This window comes from Glutamicibacter sp., assembly GCF_032154645.1.
Classification (GTDB): Bacteria; Actinomycetota; Actinomycetes; order Actinomycetales; family Micrococcaceae; genus Glutamicibacter.
This window is the reverse complement of sequence record NZ_JALDXV010000015.1, coordinates 51,006-65,728: the sequence shown is the minus strand read 5'-3', so window position 1 is coordinate 65,728 and position 14,723 is coordinate 51,006. Positions and strand designations below refer to the sequence as shown.

Here is a 14,723-nt window from a genome sequence, read left to right as displayed (position 1 = left end):
CCAAGTGAATTAGTGACAGAATCGCGTTGTGGCTATTAGAGTTTCTAGTAGCCACAACGCGATTAGTCTTGCCAAACGCGCGTTACATGGCTATGTTCTGTTCATAGCCTTAGTCCACTACACATTAAGGATGGCTGAACGATGGTTCTGCGAGAACTCTCTGACGAAGACCGCATCCGGGCACGCGCCAAGGCACTTGCCGCCCGCACCCGTCGTGCTGAAATCAAGGCCCAGTTCAGTGCCGGCAAAATCACTATCACCGAAGTACTAGACTTGGTATACGAAGATGAAGCCGTGGGACGCATGCGTGTCATGGACCTTCTGGAGTCGGTGCCGGGCGTCGGTGAAGTACGCGCGGCAAACCTGCTTGAACGCCTTGGTATTTCCCCCTCCCGCCGCCTGCGCGGCTTGGGGCGCAAACAACGTACAGCAATCACCGAACACTTCAAGCAAAGCCCGCCAAAAACGAAAGTGTAGTCAATGACCGTTGCGTCGGTAACTGTTCTAGCCGGCCCCACGGCTGTAGGTAAAGGCACTGTATCCACCTACATTCGTGATAATTATCCAGATGTTTGGCTTTCCGTGTCCGCCACTACCCGAGACCCTCGGCCCGGTGAACAAGATGGCGTCCACTATTTCTTCGTGGGCCCTGAAAAGTTCCATCAACTGGTCGAGGGAGGACAAATGCTCGAATGGGCAGTTGTCCACGGCCAGAACAGCTATGGGACGATTCGATCGACCGTTGAGGACGCAGTAGCCAACGGCAAAAAGGTTCTTCTGGAGATCGACTTGCAGGGTGCACGTCAGGTTAAGGAGTCGATGCCCGAGGCCAAGTTCGTCTTTTTGGCACCACCGTCATGGGATGAATTGGTACGCCGACTGATCGGCCGCGGCACCGAAACACCGGAGGAACAGCAGCGTCGTCTGGAAACCGCTAAACTAGAACTTGCGGCGGAATCAGAATTCGACGTGACCATCGTCAACGACGATGTGGCACGTGCCGCCGAAGAGCTTGTGGCCCTCATGGGGCTGAAAAATGACTAAAGGGAGTCTTGTGTCCAACCTAGAGGGAATCATCAATCCATCGATCGACTCGTTGCTTGAGACGAACGACTCGAAGTACGCGATCGTACTGAATTCGGCCAAGCGTGCCCGTCAGATCAACGCCTACTACGCACAGCTGAACGAAGGCCTGTTCGAGTACGTAGGCCCACTGGTGGAAACCAAGCTGAACGAGAAGCCGCTGACCATCGCCCTGCGCGAACTGGATGAAGGCCTGCTGAAGGTCACCCCAGCAGAGGTCACCGAGGACTAATTGAAGAAGACGGCGCCCCGAATGCGGGCGCCTTCTTTTTCTTTAAGCACCAATACCCACCTCTCTTAGAGCTCCGACCCCGTCAATGCGGTGAAGATCACCCTGACGGATCAGGCACACCAAAGGAACCGCCGCGTGAAGCGAATTGTCTTGGGCGTCTCAGCAGGGATCGCCGCCTACAAATCCGTACTTCTACTACGTCTGCTGCGTGAAGCAGGCCACCACGTCGACGTCATCCCCACGCAGAACGTCGAGAATTTTGTAGGCAACGCCACCTGGGAGGCCCTATCCGGCAACCCGGTGACTTCCAATGTTTTCGACGCGGTGGACACCGTAAACCATGTACGGCTCGGGCAGCTTGCAGATCTAGTACTCGTCGTGCCGGCCACCGCCGACGTTTTGGCCCGTGCCGCCGCCGGGTTGGCCAACGATCTACTCACCGGAACCCTGCTGGCCACCCGCGCACCGGTAGTCATGGCACCGGCGATGCATACCGAAATGTGGCAGCACCCGGCTACCGTGTCAAATGTTGAAACCCTGCGGGCCAGGGGAGTGCGAGTCATCGAACCAGCGTCCGGGCGGCTGACCGGGAAAGACTCCGGGCCTGGCAGGCTGCCAGAACCGGAGGAAATCTTCGCCTCGATCCAGGACCTGCTATCTGCCCCACTGTTGCAAGACCGAAAAATCCTGATCACCGCGGGGGGAACTCGCGAACCATTGGATCCGGTGAGGTTCCTCGGGAACCGATCATCGGGACGACAGGGTGTAGCACTGGCCCAAGCTGCTCGCGACGCCGGAGCCGAGGTCACGCTCATTGCAACCCACCTCGAGGTCGCCGCCCCGCATGGGGTCAAGGTCGTTCACGCCTCCAGCGCCCTGGAGCTGCGCGCAGCGGTCTTCGAGCATGCGCCCGGACAGGATGCCTTGATCATGAACGCTGCTGTTGCAGATTTCAGACCATCCACCGTCGAGAACTCAAAGATCAAGAAGCGCGACGAACATTCTGCACCCGTGATTGAACTGGTGCGCAATCCCGATATCCTCGCTGAGTTGGTGGCGGCCCGCAGCAGCGAGCAACGGCTGCCCGGCGTCATAGTCGGCTTCGCCGCGGAGACGGGGGATGAGCAGAGCAGCGTCCTTGACTACGGCCAGGCCAAGCTCGCCCGCAAGGGCTGCGAAATGCTGGTGGTGAACGAGGTCGGAGCTTCGCTGACGTTTGGACAAGACACCAACACGATCCAGGTGCTGTTCGCCGATGGACGGCAAAGCGTCGCTGCGTCGGGAAGTAAACTTGACGTAGCGCGCATCGTCATCCATGAACTTGCGGCCGAAATAAACGGACACACAACCGACGCATAGTGAGCTGCGCCATAAAGGTGCAGGTCACGAACTGACTCAAGAACTGCCAAACGGTCGTTGCGACCAGATAGAGTACTAAGGTGACTTCAACAACCCCTGAACTACGTCTTTTCACCTCGGAATCGGTTACCGAGGGACACCCGGACAAGATTTGCGACCAGATTTCGGACGCCATCCTCGACGCCATGCTGGAGCAGGATCCCGACTCCAAGGTCGCCGTCGAAACTCTGACCACCACCGGTCTGGTCCATGTTGCCGGCGAGGTAACCACGAACGGCTACGTGGAGATCCCCGAAATCGTACGACGCACCATTTTGGACATCGGCTACGATTCCTCGGCCAACGGCTTCGACGGCGCACGCTGCGGCGTGTCGGTATCCATCGGCCAGCAGTCTCAGGAAATCCACGACGGCGTATTCAACTCCCTGGAGTCCCGTGAGGGCATTGCCAAGGATCCGCGTGATCATCAGGGCGCCGGCGATCAGGGTCTGATGTTCGGCTACGCCTCGAACGAGACCGCGTCGCTGATGCCAACCCCGATCTTCCTGGCACACCGCCTCTCCGAGCGCCTGACCCAGATGCGCAAGAACGGCCGTATGCCGCTGCTGCGCCCTGACGGCAAAACTCAGGTCACCATCGGCTACGACGGCGACAAGCCTGTTTCCGTCGATACCGTCGTCGTCTCCAGCCAGCACGCTGCCGAGTATGAGCTGGCGACGCTGAAGGCGGACCTCCTCGAAGAGGTCGTCACCCCAATCCTCGAGCGTTCGGAACTGGACACGTCGAAGGCCAAGGTCATCTTGAATCCTTCGGGTCCATTCATCATCGGCGGACCCGTGGGCGACGCGGGTCTGACTGGACGAAAGATCATCGTGGACACCTATGGTGGATTTGCCCGCCACGGTGGCGGCGCCTTCTCCGGCAAGGATCCATCGAAGGTTGACCGCTCCGCAGCCTATGCCATGCGCTGGGTGGCCAAGAACGTCGTGGCAGCTGGACTAGCAAGCCGTGCCGAAGTTCAGGTTGCCTACGCGATCGGTGTCGCCCGCCCGGTTGGCCTCTACGTAGAGACCTTCGGCACCGAGACCGTGGATCCGGCCAAGATCACCGCAGCCATCAACGAGGTATTCGACCTGCGTCCGCTGGGCATTATCGAGGACCTTGATCTCAAGCGCCCAATCTACCGCAAAACGGCGGCACATGGTCACTTCGGCCGCGACGACAACGATTTCACCTGGGAGAAGCTGGACCGCGTGGACGCCCTGCGCAACTGGTTCAACGCCTAGGGGAGCACCTGAGCGTGCAGCAAGATGCCCTGATATCAGCACCCGAGCCCGCCCGTCTCAAGCGGGTTGCTCGGGTGCTGATTGATTCTTCCGTTCCACACCTGGATCGGTTGTTCGATTACGAGGTGCCCGCCTCGATGATGGACGACGTGGCCGTCGGTGTCCGTGTGAAGGTGCCCTTTGGCGCCCAACAGCTGGCCGGATTCGTCATCGAGCTGCACGACGACTACACCCCGACGATGAAGCTGCGCCCGTTGAGCAAACTGGTCAGCAACAAGGTCGTACTCCACCCGCAGGTGTTCCGGGCCGCTGAACTTGTCGCCTCCCGCTATGCCGGGACGGTGTGGGACGTGGTGCGCCTGGCGGTTCCAACACGTGCCGCAAAGGTGGAAAAGGAAGAGCTGGCAACAATTCTTCCGATCCTTCCCAGCGCCCCCAACCAGCTGGAACACTATGAGCAGGGGGCTCAGGTCCTGCAAGATTGGGCCGACGGCGAGGTTCATCGCACCGTGGCCACCTGGGTTCCAAACTTCTATGAATCATGGCCCGGATTCCTTTCCGACGCGGCCCGCCCGGTCCTTGAACGCGGCGGCAGGGTGTTGATGATTGTGCCCGATGCGCGCGACCTAAACCGGCTGTGCGCACACCTGGACCTTGCCTTCGGTGCGCAAAGCTATGCACGGCTACATGCCGACGACGGGCCGACTCCGCGCTACCGCAATTTTCTTCAAGCCATCGGCGGGCATGTGCAGGTAGTTGTCGGCACAAGATCGGCTGCCCTATGCCACGTGCCCGGTTTGGAACTGATTATTGTTTGGCAGGATGCCGACCAGTCGCACCGCGAGCAGCGGGCACCCTACCAGCACAGCCGGGAGGTTGCGTTGTTGCGCAGCGCCCATGAGAACATTTCGGTGCTCTTGGCCGCGCCGTCGCGCTCCGTGGAAGCTCAGCGTCTGGTGGCCACCGGTTGGGCGACGGAGTTGAAGCTTCCAAGAGACGCCCTTCGCTCCCATACCGCGCGGGTGGTGGCGACCACCAATGATTTTGAACTTGAACGCGATCCGGTCCTGGCTCGCGCCCGAATTCCATCCCTCGCGTGGCGGGAGGCCTCCGCGGCGCTGGAAACCGGACCTGTTCTAGTTCAAGTCGCCCGTACCGGGTTTATGCCCGCCCTAGCGTGCCAAGACTGCCGTACGCTAGCCCGATGCAGCGTCTGTCAAGGTCCGTTGCACTTGGCAGGAGGACACGCCGCCGTCTCCTGCAAATGGTGCGGTGAGCAATTCCGCAGCTACCGCTGTGCGAACTGCGGATCTGCGCGCATCCGTGCGGTCAGCATCGGTGCAGAGCGTACCGCCGAAGAATTGGGCCTCGCGTTCTCCCGCGTTCCCGTCGTCTCATCCACCGGGGCTAAGCCCATCGATGAGATCCCGCCCAAACCTGCCCTCGTGGTAGCCACCCCAGGTGTTGAACCAACAGTTGAGGGCGGCTATGCCGCTGTCCTGCTGCTTGACGCCGACAAAATGCTTGCTCACGATTCACTGCGCAATGCGGAAGAAACCCTGTCGCGCTGGTTCAATGCAGCGTCCTTGGCATCCAACAATGGTGTCGTAGTGCTCACCGGAAATCCAAGCGTTGCCGGCGCAGCGTTAGTGCGCTGGGATCCAGCTGGTTTTGCCGAACGCGAATTGATTGAACGCCGCGAAATCGGCCTGCCGCCGGCGGTGCGTTCAGCCATCATTTCAGGACTTGGCGCAGAACGGATGATCGCAACGTTGGAACCGAGCATCCGCAATTTGCTCCATGTCCACGGGCCGAGCATCCTCGACGGCCCACCGATTGAGCACCGCTATGTTCTGTTCTTCAGCTATGCCGATGGCCAGATGGTGACCGAAGCACTGCGCGCCCAGCGGGCGCGCATGTCAGCAGGCAAAGAACCAGTGGTCAACATCGCCGTTGATCCCGACCAGGTGCTCTAAAGCTGAACCCTGAGGAACGCCTCGCACCTTCTTGCCCAATCAGCCGCATCGACTATTTGGACTGCAGCACAAGAAATTCTCGCACCGCGGCAGCGACCTCCGGCGCCTTCTCGTAGTGGATCAGGTGCCCGACGTTCTCAAGCATGATCAGTTGCGCCTCGGCAAAGCTTGCACGCAATGCCTCTTGGGTAGCTGGACTGCCCAACTCATCTCGCATGCCTCCGATCATGAGGGTGCTGACGGCGATCTCGGGGGAGTATTCGCCCACCGTGTGATTGATCGATGCGTCGTAGGATTGTGCAAGCGTCGCCCGCGAGTGGAATCCGCCGAAATATGCCCGATGCTGTTCGCGGACGTATCGGCGCATCTGGGGATCCCTGCTCTTGGTCATCACCAGGCTCATTGAGTCGGTAAACAGCTTTGAACGCAGCGCTGGTTCACCGATCCCGGCAGGAAGCTTCGCGCAGGTTGAATAGTAGAAACTCGTCAGTTTGGCCAGAAATGCCTGCGAAGATTCAAGTGCTGGCTCCGAGATCGGGTTCAGGAGCGTCAGCGTAGAAAACTCGCGAAGGGTAGCCAGCTTCGCGGCAACGATGGAGCCAAAGGAATGACCTAGAAGATGCGTTCCGGCACCGAGCTCCAGGTCTTCCAGGAGCAGCAGCAGAACCTCTGCATAGCCCTGCACATCGTGTGCCAGCTCAGTCATCGAACTGGACGCCCCAAAGCCCGGCAGGTCGGGCACGACGACGGTGTATTCGGGAAGATTCGAAATAATGCGCTCAAGCCCATGATGATCGCCGCGGAATCCATGTACTGCAAATATCACGCCCGCGGGCTGCGACAGCGTTGAAAGATAGTTGAAGACTTTAAGCTTAGATCCGGCCAGGTGGTGGGTGGAAACAACAAGTTCGCGCGGTGAGCTCATAGTCAAAATCCTACCCGTCCAACAGCCTTAGCGCGGTTCCCTCGTCGAGGACTAAATCGGTGATCAACCCGCCGTTGAGGGCACCTCGCAGGGCATCGATCTTGCCACGGCCGGAAATGACGCAGAAACGCTGCGGAACCTTGCGTAGATCGTCGAGGTTCGGTCCCGTAGCCCGCGCATTAAACTCAATCTGGCTGCTGTCCCCATGCTTGTCGAAGAACACCGTTGCAACATCTCCCACTACGCCCTTGCTTTGCAGCGCAGCTGATTCAGCGGGCGACAGATAGCCACCGCGATAGACCTGAGACGCCACCGCTGAGCGCGCGGCACCCAGTGAAAACACGGCGAGGTTCATTTCTTGCTGCACCTTCAGCACTCGGCGCACCGAGGTTTCTTGCCACATGGCCTCGCGTGTAGATGCCCTGTCAAAAAATGCTGGCACGGGAAACTGTTCGGTGCGGGCGGTAAATGCCTGTCCAAAGCGTGTGAGGATGTCATTGGCATAGCGCACGCCGCTTGTCACCGGGTTTGCAGCACCGTTGAGCTGCACAATTACCGAATCATGGGTCGGGTGCGGGCTCAGTGCTGACGATACCGCCTGCATCGTGGAACCCCAGGCAACGCCCACCGTCATTGACGACGAGACTATCGTTCCCAGCAGGTGCGCCGCGTGGGCCGCGACACGGGAAAGAAGTTCCGCATCGTCCATCAATCCGTCGGTGGGAACGACATGGGCCGTGATGCCGTAGTTTTCAGCAAGCTGGTTGGAGAGCAGTGCCGACATGTTTGCGCTGGGGGAGATGGTGACGGAGACCATGCCTGTGCGTTTGGCGTGGCTCAACAAGCGGGAAATTGTCGACCGCGAGGTTCCAAGTTCCTTCGCGATCATCTCCATTTTCATGTCCTGCAGGTAGTACAACTGGGCGGCGCGCAGGGCATCCTTCGCCTTGGGCGTGCTCTGCACAGATGTGCCAAGTAGGGGGCGCTTATAGGGCCCGCCAGACGGTGGTTTAGACATCAATCAGACCATTTCTGCACGTTTGTGCAAATCATTTGACCGCATTACTGCGCTGAGACAACACTAACCGGTAGTACCACTCCAACGTTACAAAGGGGCAGATAATCGTGACTCGGGAACAGCTGACCAAACTGCGTGAACGACCACAGGCGCGCGTTCTTGTCGTCGGCGGAGGAATCAACGGTGTCGCTACGTTCCGCTATCTGGCGATGCAAGGAATCGACGTAGCACTGGTTGAGCGCGGCGACTACTGCCAGGGAGCATCCGGCGCCAGCTCGCATATGATCCATGGAGGCATCCGCTACCTGGAAAACGGCGAATTCCGCCTGGTTCACGAGTCCGTGCAGGAGCGCAACTCGCTGCTTGAAATTGCACCCCACTACGTCAAGCCGCTGCAGACCACCATCCCCATCTTCTCGACATTTTCCGGCATTCTCTCAGCCCCGATGCGCTTTTTGACCCACAAGTCGGGCAAGCCCACCGAACGCGGCGCCGCCCTGATCAAGGCCGGCCTGATCATGTATGACGTGTTCGCAGGCGTCGGCGGGCGCAACACCCCTTGGCACAATTTCAAGTCCGGCAAGGCAGCCCGCAGGGATCTTCCTGCCTTGCGCGACGATGTGAAGTACACGGCAACCTACTTCGATGCATCGGTGCACAACCCCGAGCGGCTCACGCTTGATGTGCTGCAAGAGGGGCTGAAGGCCAGCCCCTTGGCCCGCGCCAGCAACTACGTCGAGCTTGCAGGAGTGGAGTCAGGCACCGCGAAGCTGCGCGATGTCCTCACCGGTGAAGCTTTCGACTTCGATGCCGACGTAATCATCAACGCCACCGGCGCCTGGGTGGATTTGACTAACAAGGAACTGGGCCGTGAGACCAGATGGACCGGAGGAACCAAGGGTTCGCACATCGTCCTGGACCACCCTGAGCTGCTGGCGGCCACCGGCGGCCGTGAGATCTTCTTCGAACACGAAGATGGACGCATCGTGCTGATCTACCCGATGCTTGGCCGCGTACTGGTGGGCACCACCGACCTTGAGCACAACATGAACGAGCCGGCAGTATGCACCGACGAAGAGGTCGACTACTTCTTCGAGCTGGTCCACCATGTCTTCCCCGGAATCAAGGTCAGCGAAGAGCAGATCGTCTACAAGTTCTCCGGGGTTCGCCCGCTGCCAAACCACGACGACACGGCCCCAGGATTTGTTTCGCGCGACTACCAGGTGAAAGAAACCCGCCTGACGGATAAGACCACGATGCTCTCGCTGATCGGCGGCAAGTGGACGACCTTCCGTGCACTGAGCGAAAACCTCGGCGGCAAAGCGCTGGAATTCCTCGGCGAACGTGAAGTTGCAAGCACCGCGGGAGTCGCCATCGGCGGCGGAAAGAACTACCCCAAGAATGAGGGGGAGCTGGCAGCCTGGTTTGCCGCACGCGAACACTTGGCAGGACGCGAACGCCTGCGCGTGTTGCTTGAACGCTATGGAACAGGCGCAGATTCAGTGCTCGACCAGCTCGACGACGACCAGCTATTGGAGAATTCCTCCGAACTTTCGGTCCAAGAAATCACCTACATGGCCGCCAACGAGCAGGTGGGCCGCCTGATCGACGTGTTCATCCGCCGCACCAACCTTGCCTTCCGCGGCTTGGTTAGCAAAGACCTGGTCACCGAGGTTGCACAAAACCTCGCCGGACCAATGGGCTGGGACAAGTCTCAGACCCAAACCGAGATCGACCATTCGCTCTCGGTCCTCGCGGAAGGCCACGGAGTCACCCTGGTCTAGTCCGCGCCGCGGCCGGCGGCAGATCGCCGTCGGCCGAAGACGAAGTCACTTAGGGGTCGCCGTTGTCCACTCATGTGTTTCTTTCCGAAGTGATCGGAACCTTTGTCCTCATCCTCATGGGCGCCGGTGTCTGCGCCAACGTATCAATGAAAGGCACCCTTGGCAGCGCCGCCGGCTGGATCTCCATCAGCTTCGGCTGGGGTCTGGCAGTGTTCTGCGGCGTGTGGGTCTCAGCCCCATCCGGTTCGCACCTTAATCCTGCTGTCACCGTCGGGCTCATGCTCAACTCAGATGCAACGGAGCTAGCTCCTGGCGTCGACAAGACCATCGTCAACGTACTGCTCTACGTTCTCGCCCAATTCATCGGCGCCTTCCTCGGAGCGGTGACCGCGTGGCTCGCCTATAAGAAGCATTTCGACGACGAAGCGAATCACGGCAAGGTGCTGGGAGTATTCGCCACCGGCCCGGCTATCCGTTCCTATGGTTGGAACGTCGTCACCGAAGTCATCGGCACCTTCGTGCTGGTATTTGTCATCGGTGGATTCGGCAGCACGCCTCATCAGCTCGGCCCGCTGGCCGTTGGCCTGCTGGTTGTCGCCATCGGTCTGTCTTTGGGCGGCCCTACGGGATACGCTATCAATCCAGCGCGTGACCTCGCGCCGCGTATTGCCCACGCGGTACTGCCGATTCCCAACAAGGGTACTTCTGACTGGGCCTACTCCTGGGTTCCCGTCGTAGGTCCGCTGTTGGGCGGCGCCCTGGGCGGCGTAGCCGTGGCCGGACTGCTGTAGCCCCATCGAAAAAGAGAAAGTTAATTGACCATGAGCAAAAAATACGTCATCGCAATTGACCAAGGAACCACCAGTTCCCGCGCCATCGTCTTCGACCATGCGGGCGAAGTCGTTTCGGTGGGCCAAAAGGAACACGAGCAAATCTTTCCCGCCGCGGGGTGGGTTGAGCACAATCCGGAAGAGATCTGGGTCAACGTACGCGAAGTGATCGGCACCGCCCTGTCGACGGCAAACCTAACGCGCCACGACATTGAGGTCGTCGGCATTACCAACCAGCGTGAAACCACGGTGGTGTGGGATAAAAATACCGGCGAAGCCGTCTACAACGCGATCGTGTGGCAGGATACCCGCACCCAGGACATTGTCGACGAACTCGCGGCCGACGGAGGGATCGAACGCTATAAGCAGACCGTCGGGCTGCCGCTGGCAACGTATTTTTCCGGCACCAAGATCAAATGGATCCTCGATAATGTCGAAGGCGCCCGCGAGCGGGCCGAGTCGGGTGACCTGCTTTTCGGAACCACCGATACCTGGGTCCTGTGGAATTTGACGGGCGGACCCGAGGGTGGTGTACACGTCACCGACGTGACCAATGCGTCGCGCACCCTGTTCATGGACCTGAAAACACTGAGCTGGGATGAACAGATCATGGCTGACTTTGGTGTGCCGGTGTCCATGATGCCGGAAATCAAGTCCTCTTCCGAGGTCTACGGCACGGTCGCTTCCAACCAGCTGTTGCGCGAGGTACCGGTAGCCGGCATCCTCGGCGACCAGCAGGCGGCGACCTTCGGACAGGCGGCGTTCACGGCTGGCACGGCGAAGAATACCTACGGCACCGGCTGCTTCCTGATCTTCAACACCGGCACCGAGATTGTGAATTCCAGCAACGGACTGATCACGACCATGGCCTATAAGTTGGGTGACTCCGCGCCCGTGTACGCGCTGGAAGGTTCAATTGCCGTGGCAGGTTCCCTGGTGCAGTGGCTACGGGACAACATCGGCATGATCGCCACCGCGCCGGAGATCGAAGAACTGGCGAACCAGGTCGAGGACAACGGCGGCGTATACATCGTCCCGGCATTCTCAGGCTTGTTTGCCCCCTACTGGCGTTCCGATGCGCGCGGCGCAATTGTGGGCCTGACCCGCTTCGCGAACAAGAACCACATCGCCCGCGCGGCGCTGGAGTCGACAGCATTCCAGACCCGCGAGGTCCTCGACGCGGTGAACGCCGACGCGGAGGTGCCGCTGACCGAGTTGAAGGTCGACGGCGGCATGGTCGCCAACGAGCAGCTCATGCAGTTCCAGGCAGATATCCTGGGGGTTCCGGTGGTTCGTCCGAAGGTTACGGAAACCACCGCGCTGGGCGCCGCCTATGCGGCCGGACTGGCCGTCGGATTCTGGAAGGATCTTGGGGAGCTTGAAGCCAATTGGTCCGAGGACAAACGATGGATTCCCGCCCTTGCCGAGGAAGAACGCGAACGCAGCCTCCGCCTATGGAAGAAGGCTGTCACTCGAACCTTCGACTGGGTGGATGAAGACACCAAGGCCTAACTAATCAAGTTCTAGCTTAAGGTCCGGCAGCGCCCGGACCTTAAGCTGTTTAAAGGCTGCCGTTGAGCACGGACGTCAGCCAGGCGGTTCGTCTTCGATCGGGCCTGGATAGTCCGGGGCATCGCCCAACTGCAGCCCGTCCCAATAGGTGTTGCGACGAGGAATCTGCTCGGGGTCGATGTGTTTTGGCAGGATGACATGCGGCAGGCCCCCAACATCGACGATCTTGATCTGTCCCACATGGCGGCTGTGATGCCCATCGGTGCATATCGCGGCACCCGAGTCGACGCTCGTCGTACCGCCTTCAGCCCAAGGGCGTTTGTAGTGATCGATCTCGACCTGATCCGGTGCAGTGGTGCAGTCTGGGACGATGCAGCCGCGGTCGCGGGCCATAATGGCGGTTCTGATCGCACCGACGTGGAATCGCTTGGCCCTGCCCACGTCCAGCGGCTGCGAGTTTCCGCCCAAAACAATGGGGATGATATTCGCGCTTGCCAGAATCCGGCGCAGTTCCCCAGGTGGGATGCGCACGGAATTCGAGGTGATCCCGTGGGTTCTGGCAAGGTGGTACAGGTCGTGCAGCCACATGTAGACGACGACCCGTGGCGTGATGCAAGTCGAATCTCCAGCGCCGGGCCTGCTGCCGAGTTTAGCCATCACGGCGTTGAGCTTGCGCAGCGGCGGGTCCACTTCAGCCTCGGCGTCGTTGGCCGGTTGCTGTTCGGGGTACGCTCCCGCCGGTCTTGGGTCTTCTGATGCATACGGCGCGGCCCATTCGGGCATGGGCGCATCGGCAATCAGCCACTCGGGGACCGAAGGCTCCGGCCCGGGCTGGCTAGTTCCGGCGTTGCGTCCGGATTCGGTGCGGCGAGAAGAGGCCTGGGCAATAATCGAGTGCAGCACCTGTGCTTGAGCCGCTGTAGTGCGCAACTTGAATTCATGCACACCTAATTTTACCGGGCCGATGAACAGTCCCCGCGGCGGCGGGAGCTCTTCGCTGTGCTGCGAAATATAGTGCGAAAGCGCCGTGCTGATCTGTTTGCGGGCAGAACGCGGGCCCAGAGACGCCAAGTTCTGTGCACAGCGTTCTTCCAGCAGGACCCCGTCCTCGTCTTCTGCCTGCAAATCGATCTGCGTTCCTTCAAAAATCAGGTCCTTCGGTTCCAGCTTCGCCAACTTGCGCGCGGTGGATATCAGCTGTTGCGGATCAGTGGCCCCGGCTTCGCAGAGCCTTGCCAGGTTCGGCATGCGCGGCGGCGCCACGGTGCCCTGCACAGTCCGTCTGCCGACGAGCAAGTGCGCGTCGGAAAATCTGGCGGCAGCCGCGAAATAGTTGATGTGCAGCCAGGCCGCCAGAAGATCCTCGGCGCTGCGGTAGCAGGGTTTGCCTTGCGTCCGCTCCGGCTCTTCGCTGAAATCTGCGTCGCCCCTACGAATCGAGTCCAGGACCGGAAGGCTTAGTGCATTGGCGCCGCTGACTTCTAGATCCAGGGCGGCGGCAAGCTGCTCGCGGTGCACCCTGCGGGCGAAAATTTCGACCAGTTGCGCATAGGCCAGGCTCAAGCGGGGATCCTGACGATCATGAACCACGTCGCCGATGGCCGTGAAGAGGCTCAAACACATTTCACCCAGCCGCAACAGAGCGGCACAGCTCAGCTGCGCTCCCAGCTGCAGGGGCGTCGCGCACAGAAGGTGCAGCGCGTTGAGATAGGCCTGGTAGTTCATGCTCCTAGGATGTGGTACCCCGCGGCGGACAGCGGGGTGGACGCCGCTGCTTGTGGATAACCTAAGCTGGCCATATGCAGGAAATTGAACTAAGCGGCGGCAACGCCAGCGGGGTTGTGGTGCGCGTCGGTGCCAGCGTGCGCAAGCCGGCGACTGCATCCACCCCTGTGGTGATGCGCTACATGGAATTCCTTCGCCGACGCGACGTGCCGGTGCCAGCACATTACGGGTTCGATGAGCTCGGCAGGCAAAACCTTGAGTATATTGACGGCACGCTGGCCATGGACTGCACCGAATTCGGAGGTCCAGAGCTGCGGCGGGCCGGCGCCATGGTGCGGGAAATCCACGATGCCAGCGCCGAATTCCGCTGGGAGCAGTCGGATCAATTCTGCACGCCGATCGCCGCCCCAGATCAGCAGCTGATGTGCCATAACGATCTAGCTCCGTGGAACCTGGTGCTCGCGGATCAATGGGTATTCATCGACTGGGATGCCGCGGCGCCCAGCACCCGCCTGTGGGATCTTGCCTACGCGGCGCAGAGCTTCGCGGTCAACGACCCATCCGCCGATCCAAGGGAGGCTGCAGGGCGCCTGAGCGCGTTCGTCCACGGTTATCGGGCCGAGGCGGAGCTGACCGATCGGCTGATGGAAACGATGATCGCGCGGGTTGCAGCGATGCACGAGCTGCTGCGCTCATCGCACGAGGCGGGGATCGAGCCCTGGGGCTCGATGTATACCCAGGGCCACGGCCAGCACTGGGCCGGCGTGTATCGGTATTTGATAGCGCATCGGGTGGTACTGGGCGCAGCGGTTTAACCAATGCACGTGCGTGCGCAGAACTGCGATAGAATCGGGGCATGCATTCAGCGAGCAACCTAGTCTAAGCACGGCCAATGGCCGTACCCCCGAGTGGAAATTTGGGGGCTTTTGTTGTGTCTGGATACAAATACAAGTTTTTCCGTCAGGAAATTTTTCCGCAAGCGTGTGAGAAGAG

13 protein-coding genes are annotated in these 14,723 nt (G+C 60.2%); 10 read left to right on the top strand and 3 right to left on the bottom strand.

Annotated elements, in window-relative coordinates:
- Window positions 1-141: 141 nt before the first annotated feature.
- From mihF to RUH64_RS12600, 6 genes are all read left to right on the top strand, one after another.
- Window positions 142-477 carry an integration host factor, actinobacterial type gene (gene mihF, locus RUH64_RS12625; RefSeq protein WP_141361046.1) on the top strand — a complete coding sequence of 112 codons (336 nt, stop codon included), beginning with the start codon at window positions 142-144 and terminating at the stop codon, window positions 475-477.
- A 3-nt stretch (window positions 478-480) separates the two neighbouring features.
- Entirely contained in the window at window positions 481-1,044 is a 564-nt protein-coding gene (gene gmk / locus RUH64_RS12620; protein ID WP_313813812.1) for a guanylate kinase, read from the top strand.
- Window positions 1,037-1,315 (top strand): DNA-directed RNA polymerase subunit omega, encoded by a 279-nt coding sequence (rpoZ, locus tag RUH64_RS12615; protein ID WP_141361050.1) that lies wholly within the window; start codon window positions 1,037-1,039, stop codon window positions 1,313-1,315. Before gmk ends, rpoZ begins: the two co-directional genes overlap by 8 nt.
- A 135-nt stretch (window positions 1,316-1,450) precedes the next feature.
- Window positions 1,451-2,674 carry a bifunctional phosphopantothenoylcysteine decarboxylase/phosphopantothenate--cysteine ligase CoaBC gene (coaBC, locus tag RUH64_RS12610; protein WP_313813811.1) on the top strand — a complete coding sequence of 408 codons (1,224 nt, stop codon included), beginning with the start codon at window positions 1,451-1,453 and terminating at the stop codon, window positions 2,672-2,674.
- A gap of 80 nt (window positions 2,675-2,754) precedes the next feature.
- Window positions 2,755-3,960, top strand: coding sequence for a methionine adenosyltransferase (gene metK / locus RUH64_RS12605; RefSeq protein WP_313813809.1), 1,206 nt, complete (start codon window positions 2,755-2,757; stop codon window positions 3,958-3,960).
- 14 nt (window positions 3,961-3,974) lie between these two features.
- The gene (locus RUH64_RS12600) at window positions 3,975-5,936 is read left to right on the top strand and encodes a primosomal protein PriA (protein WP_313813808.1); all 1,962 of its coding nucleotides are present in this window, start codon (window positions 3,975-3,977) and stop codon (window positions 5,934-5,936) included.
- A 52-nt stretch (window positions 5,937-5,988) separates the two neighbouring features.
- Here the strand turns inward: RUH64_RS12600 and RUH64_RS12595 are convergent, their stop codons facing one another.
- On the bottom strand, window positions 5,989-6,861 hold the full coding sequence (locus tag RUH64_RS12595; protein ID WP_313813807.1) for an alpha/beta hydrolase: 873 nt from the start codon (window positions 6,859-6,861) through the stop codon (window positions 5,989-5,991).
- Window positions 6,862-6,871: 10 nt separating this feature from the next.
- Entirely contained in the window at window positions 6,872-7,825 is a 954-nt protein-coding gene (locus tag RUH64_RS12590; protein WP_396276024.1) for a sugar-binding transcriptional regulator, read from the bottom strand.
- Between the two features lie 161 nt (window positions 7,826-7,986).
- On the opposite strand from RUH64_RS12590, the gene RUH64_RS12585 reads away from it, so the two are divergent.
- From RUH64_RS12585 to glpK, 3 genes are all read left to right on the top strand, one after another.
- A complete protein-coding gene (locus tag RUH64_RS12585) occupies window positions 7,987-9,663 on the top strand; it encodes a glycerol-3-phosphate dehydrogenase/oxidase (protein ID WP_313813805.1) in 1,677 nt (558 codons plus the stop codon).
- A gap of 62 nt (window positions 9,664-9,725) precedes the next feature.
- Window positions 9,726-10,454, top strand: a complete 729-nt coding sequence (locus RUH64_RS12580) for an MIP/aquaporin family protein (protein WP_313813803.1) — start codon at window positions 9,726-9,728, stop codon at window positions 10,452-10,454.
- Between the two features lie 30 nt (window positions 10,455-10,484).
- The gene (glpK, locus tag RUH64_RS12575) at window positions 10,485-12,005 is read left to right on the top strand and encodes a glycerol kinase GlpK (protein ID WP_313813802.1); all 1,521 of its coding nucleotides are present in this window, start codon (window positions 10,485-10,487) and stop codon (window positions 12,003-12,005) included.
- 75 nt (window positions 12,006-12,080) lie between these two features.
- On the opposite strand, the gene RUH64_RS12570 is transcribed toward glpK, so the two are convergent.
- Entirely contained in the window at window positions 12,081-13,730 is a 1,650-nt protein-coding gene (locus RUH64_RS12570) for a DUF222 domain-containing protein (protein ID WP_313813799.1), read from the bottom strand.
- Window positions 13,731-13,804: 74 nt separating this feature from the next.
- On the opposite strand from RUH64_RS12570, the gene RUH64_RS12565 reads away from it, so the two are divergent.
- Window positions 13,805-14,545 (top strand): phosphotransferase, encoded by a 741-nt coding sequence (locus RUH64_RS12565; RefSeq protein WP_313813797.1) that lies wholly within the window; start codon window positions 13,805-13,807, stop codon window positions 14,543-14,545.
- Window positions 14,546-14,723 lie beyond the last annotated feature (178 nt).

Coding starts and splice junctions, on each gene's coding strand:
- mihF (WP_141361046.1), top strand. CDS start 142: ATGGTTCTGCGAGAACTCTCTGACGAAGACCGCATCCGGGCACGCGCC.
- gmk (WP_313813812.1), top strand. CDS start 481: ATGACCGTTGCGTCGGTAACTGTTCTAGCCGGCCCCACGGCTGTAGGT.
- rpoZ (WP_141361050.1), top strand. CDS start 1,037: ATGACTAAAGGGAGTCTTGTGTCCAACCTAGAGGGAATCATCAATCCA.
- RUH64_RS12595 (WP_313813807.1), bottom strand. CDS start 6,861: ATGAGCTCACCGCGCGAACTTGTTGTTTCCACCCACCACCTGGCCGGA.
- glpK (WP_313813802.1), top strand. CDS start 10,485: ATGAGCAAAAAATACGTCATCGCAATTGACCAAGGAACCACCAGTTCC.
- RUH64_RS12570 (WP_313813799.1), bottom strand. CDS start 13,730: ATGAACTACCAGGCCTATCTCAACGCGCTGCACCTTCTGTGCGCGACG.
- RUH64_RS12565 (WP_313813797.1), top strand. CDS start 13,805: ATGCAGGAAATTGAACTAAGCGGCGGCAACGCCAGCGGGGTTGTGGTG.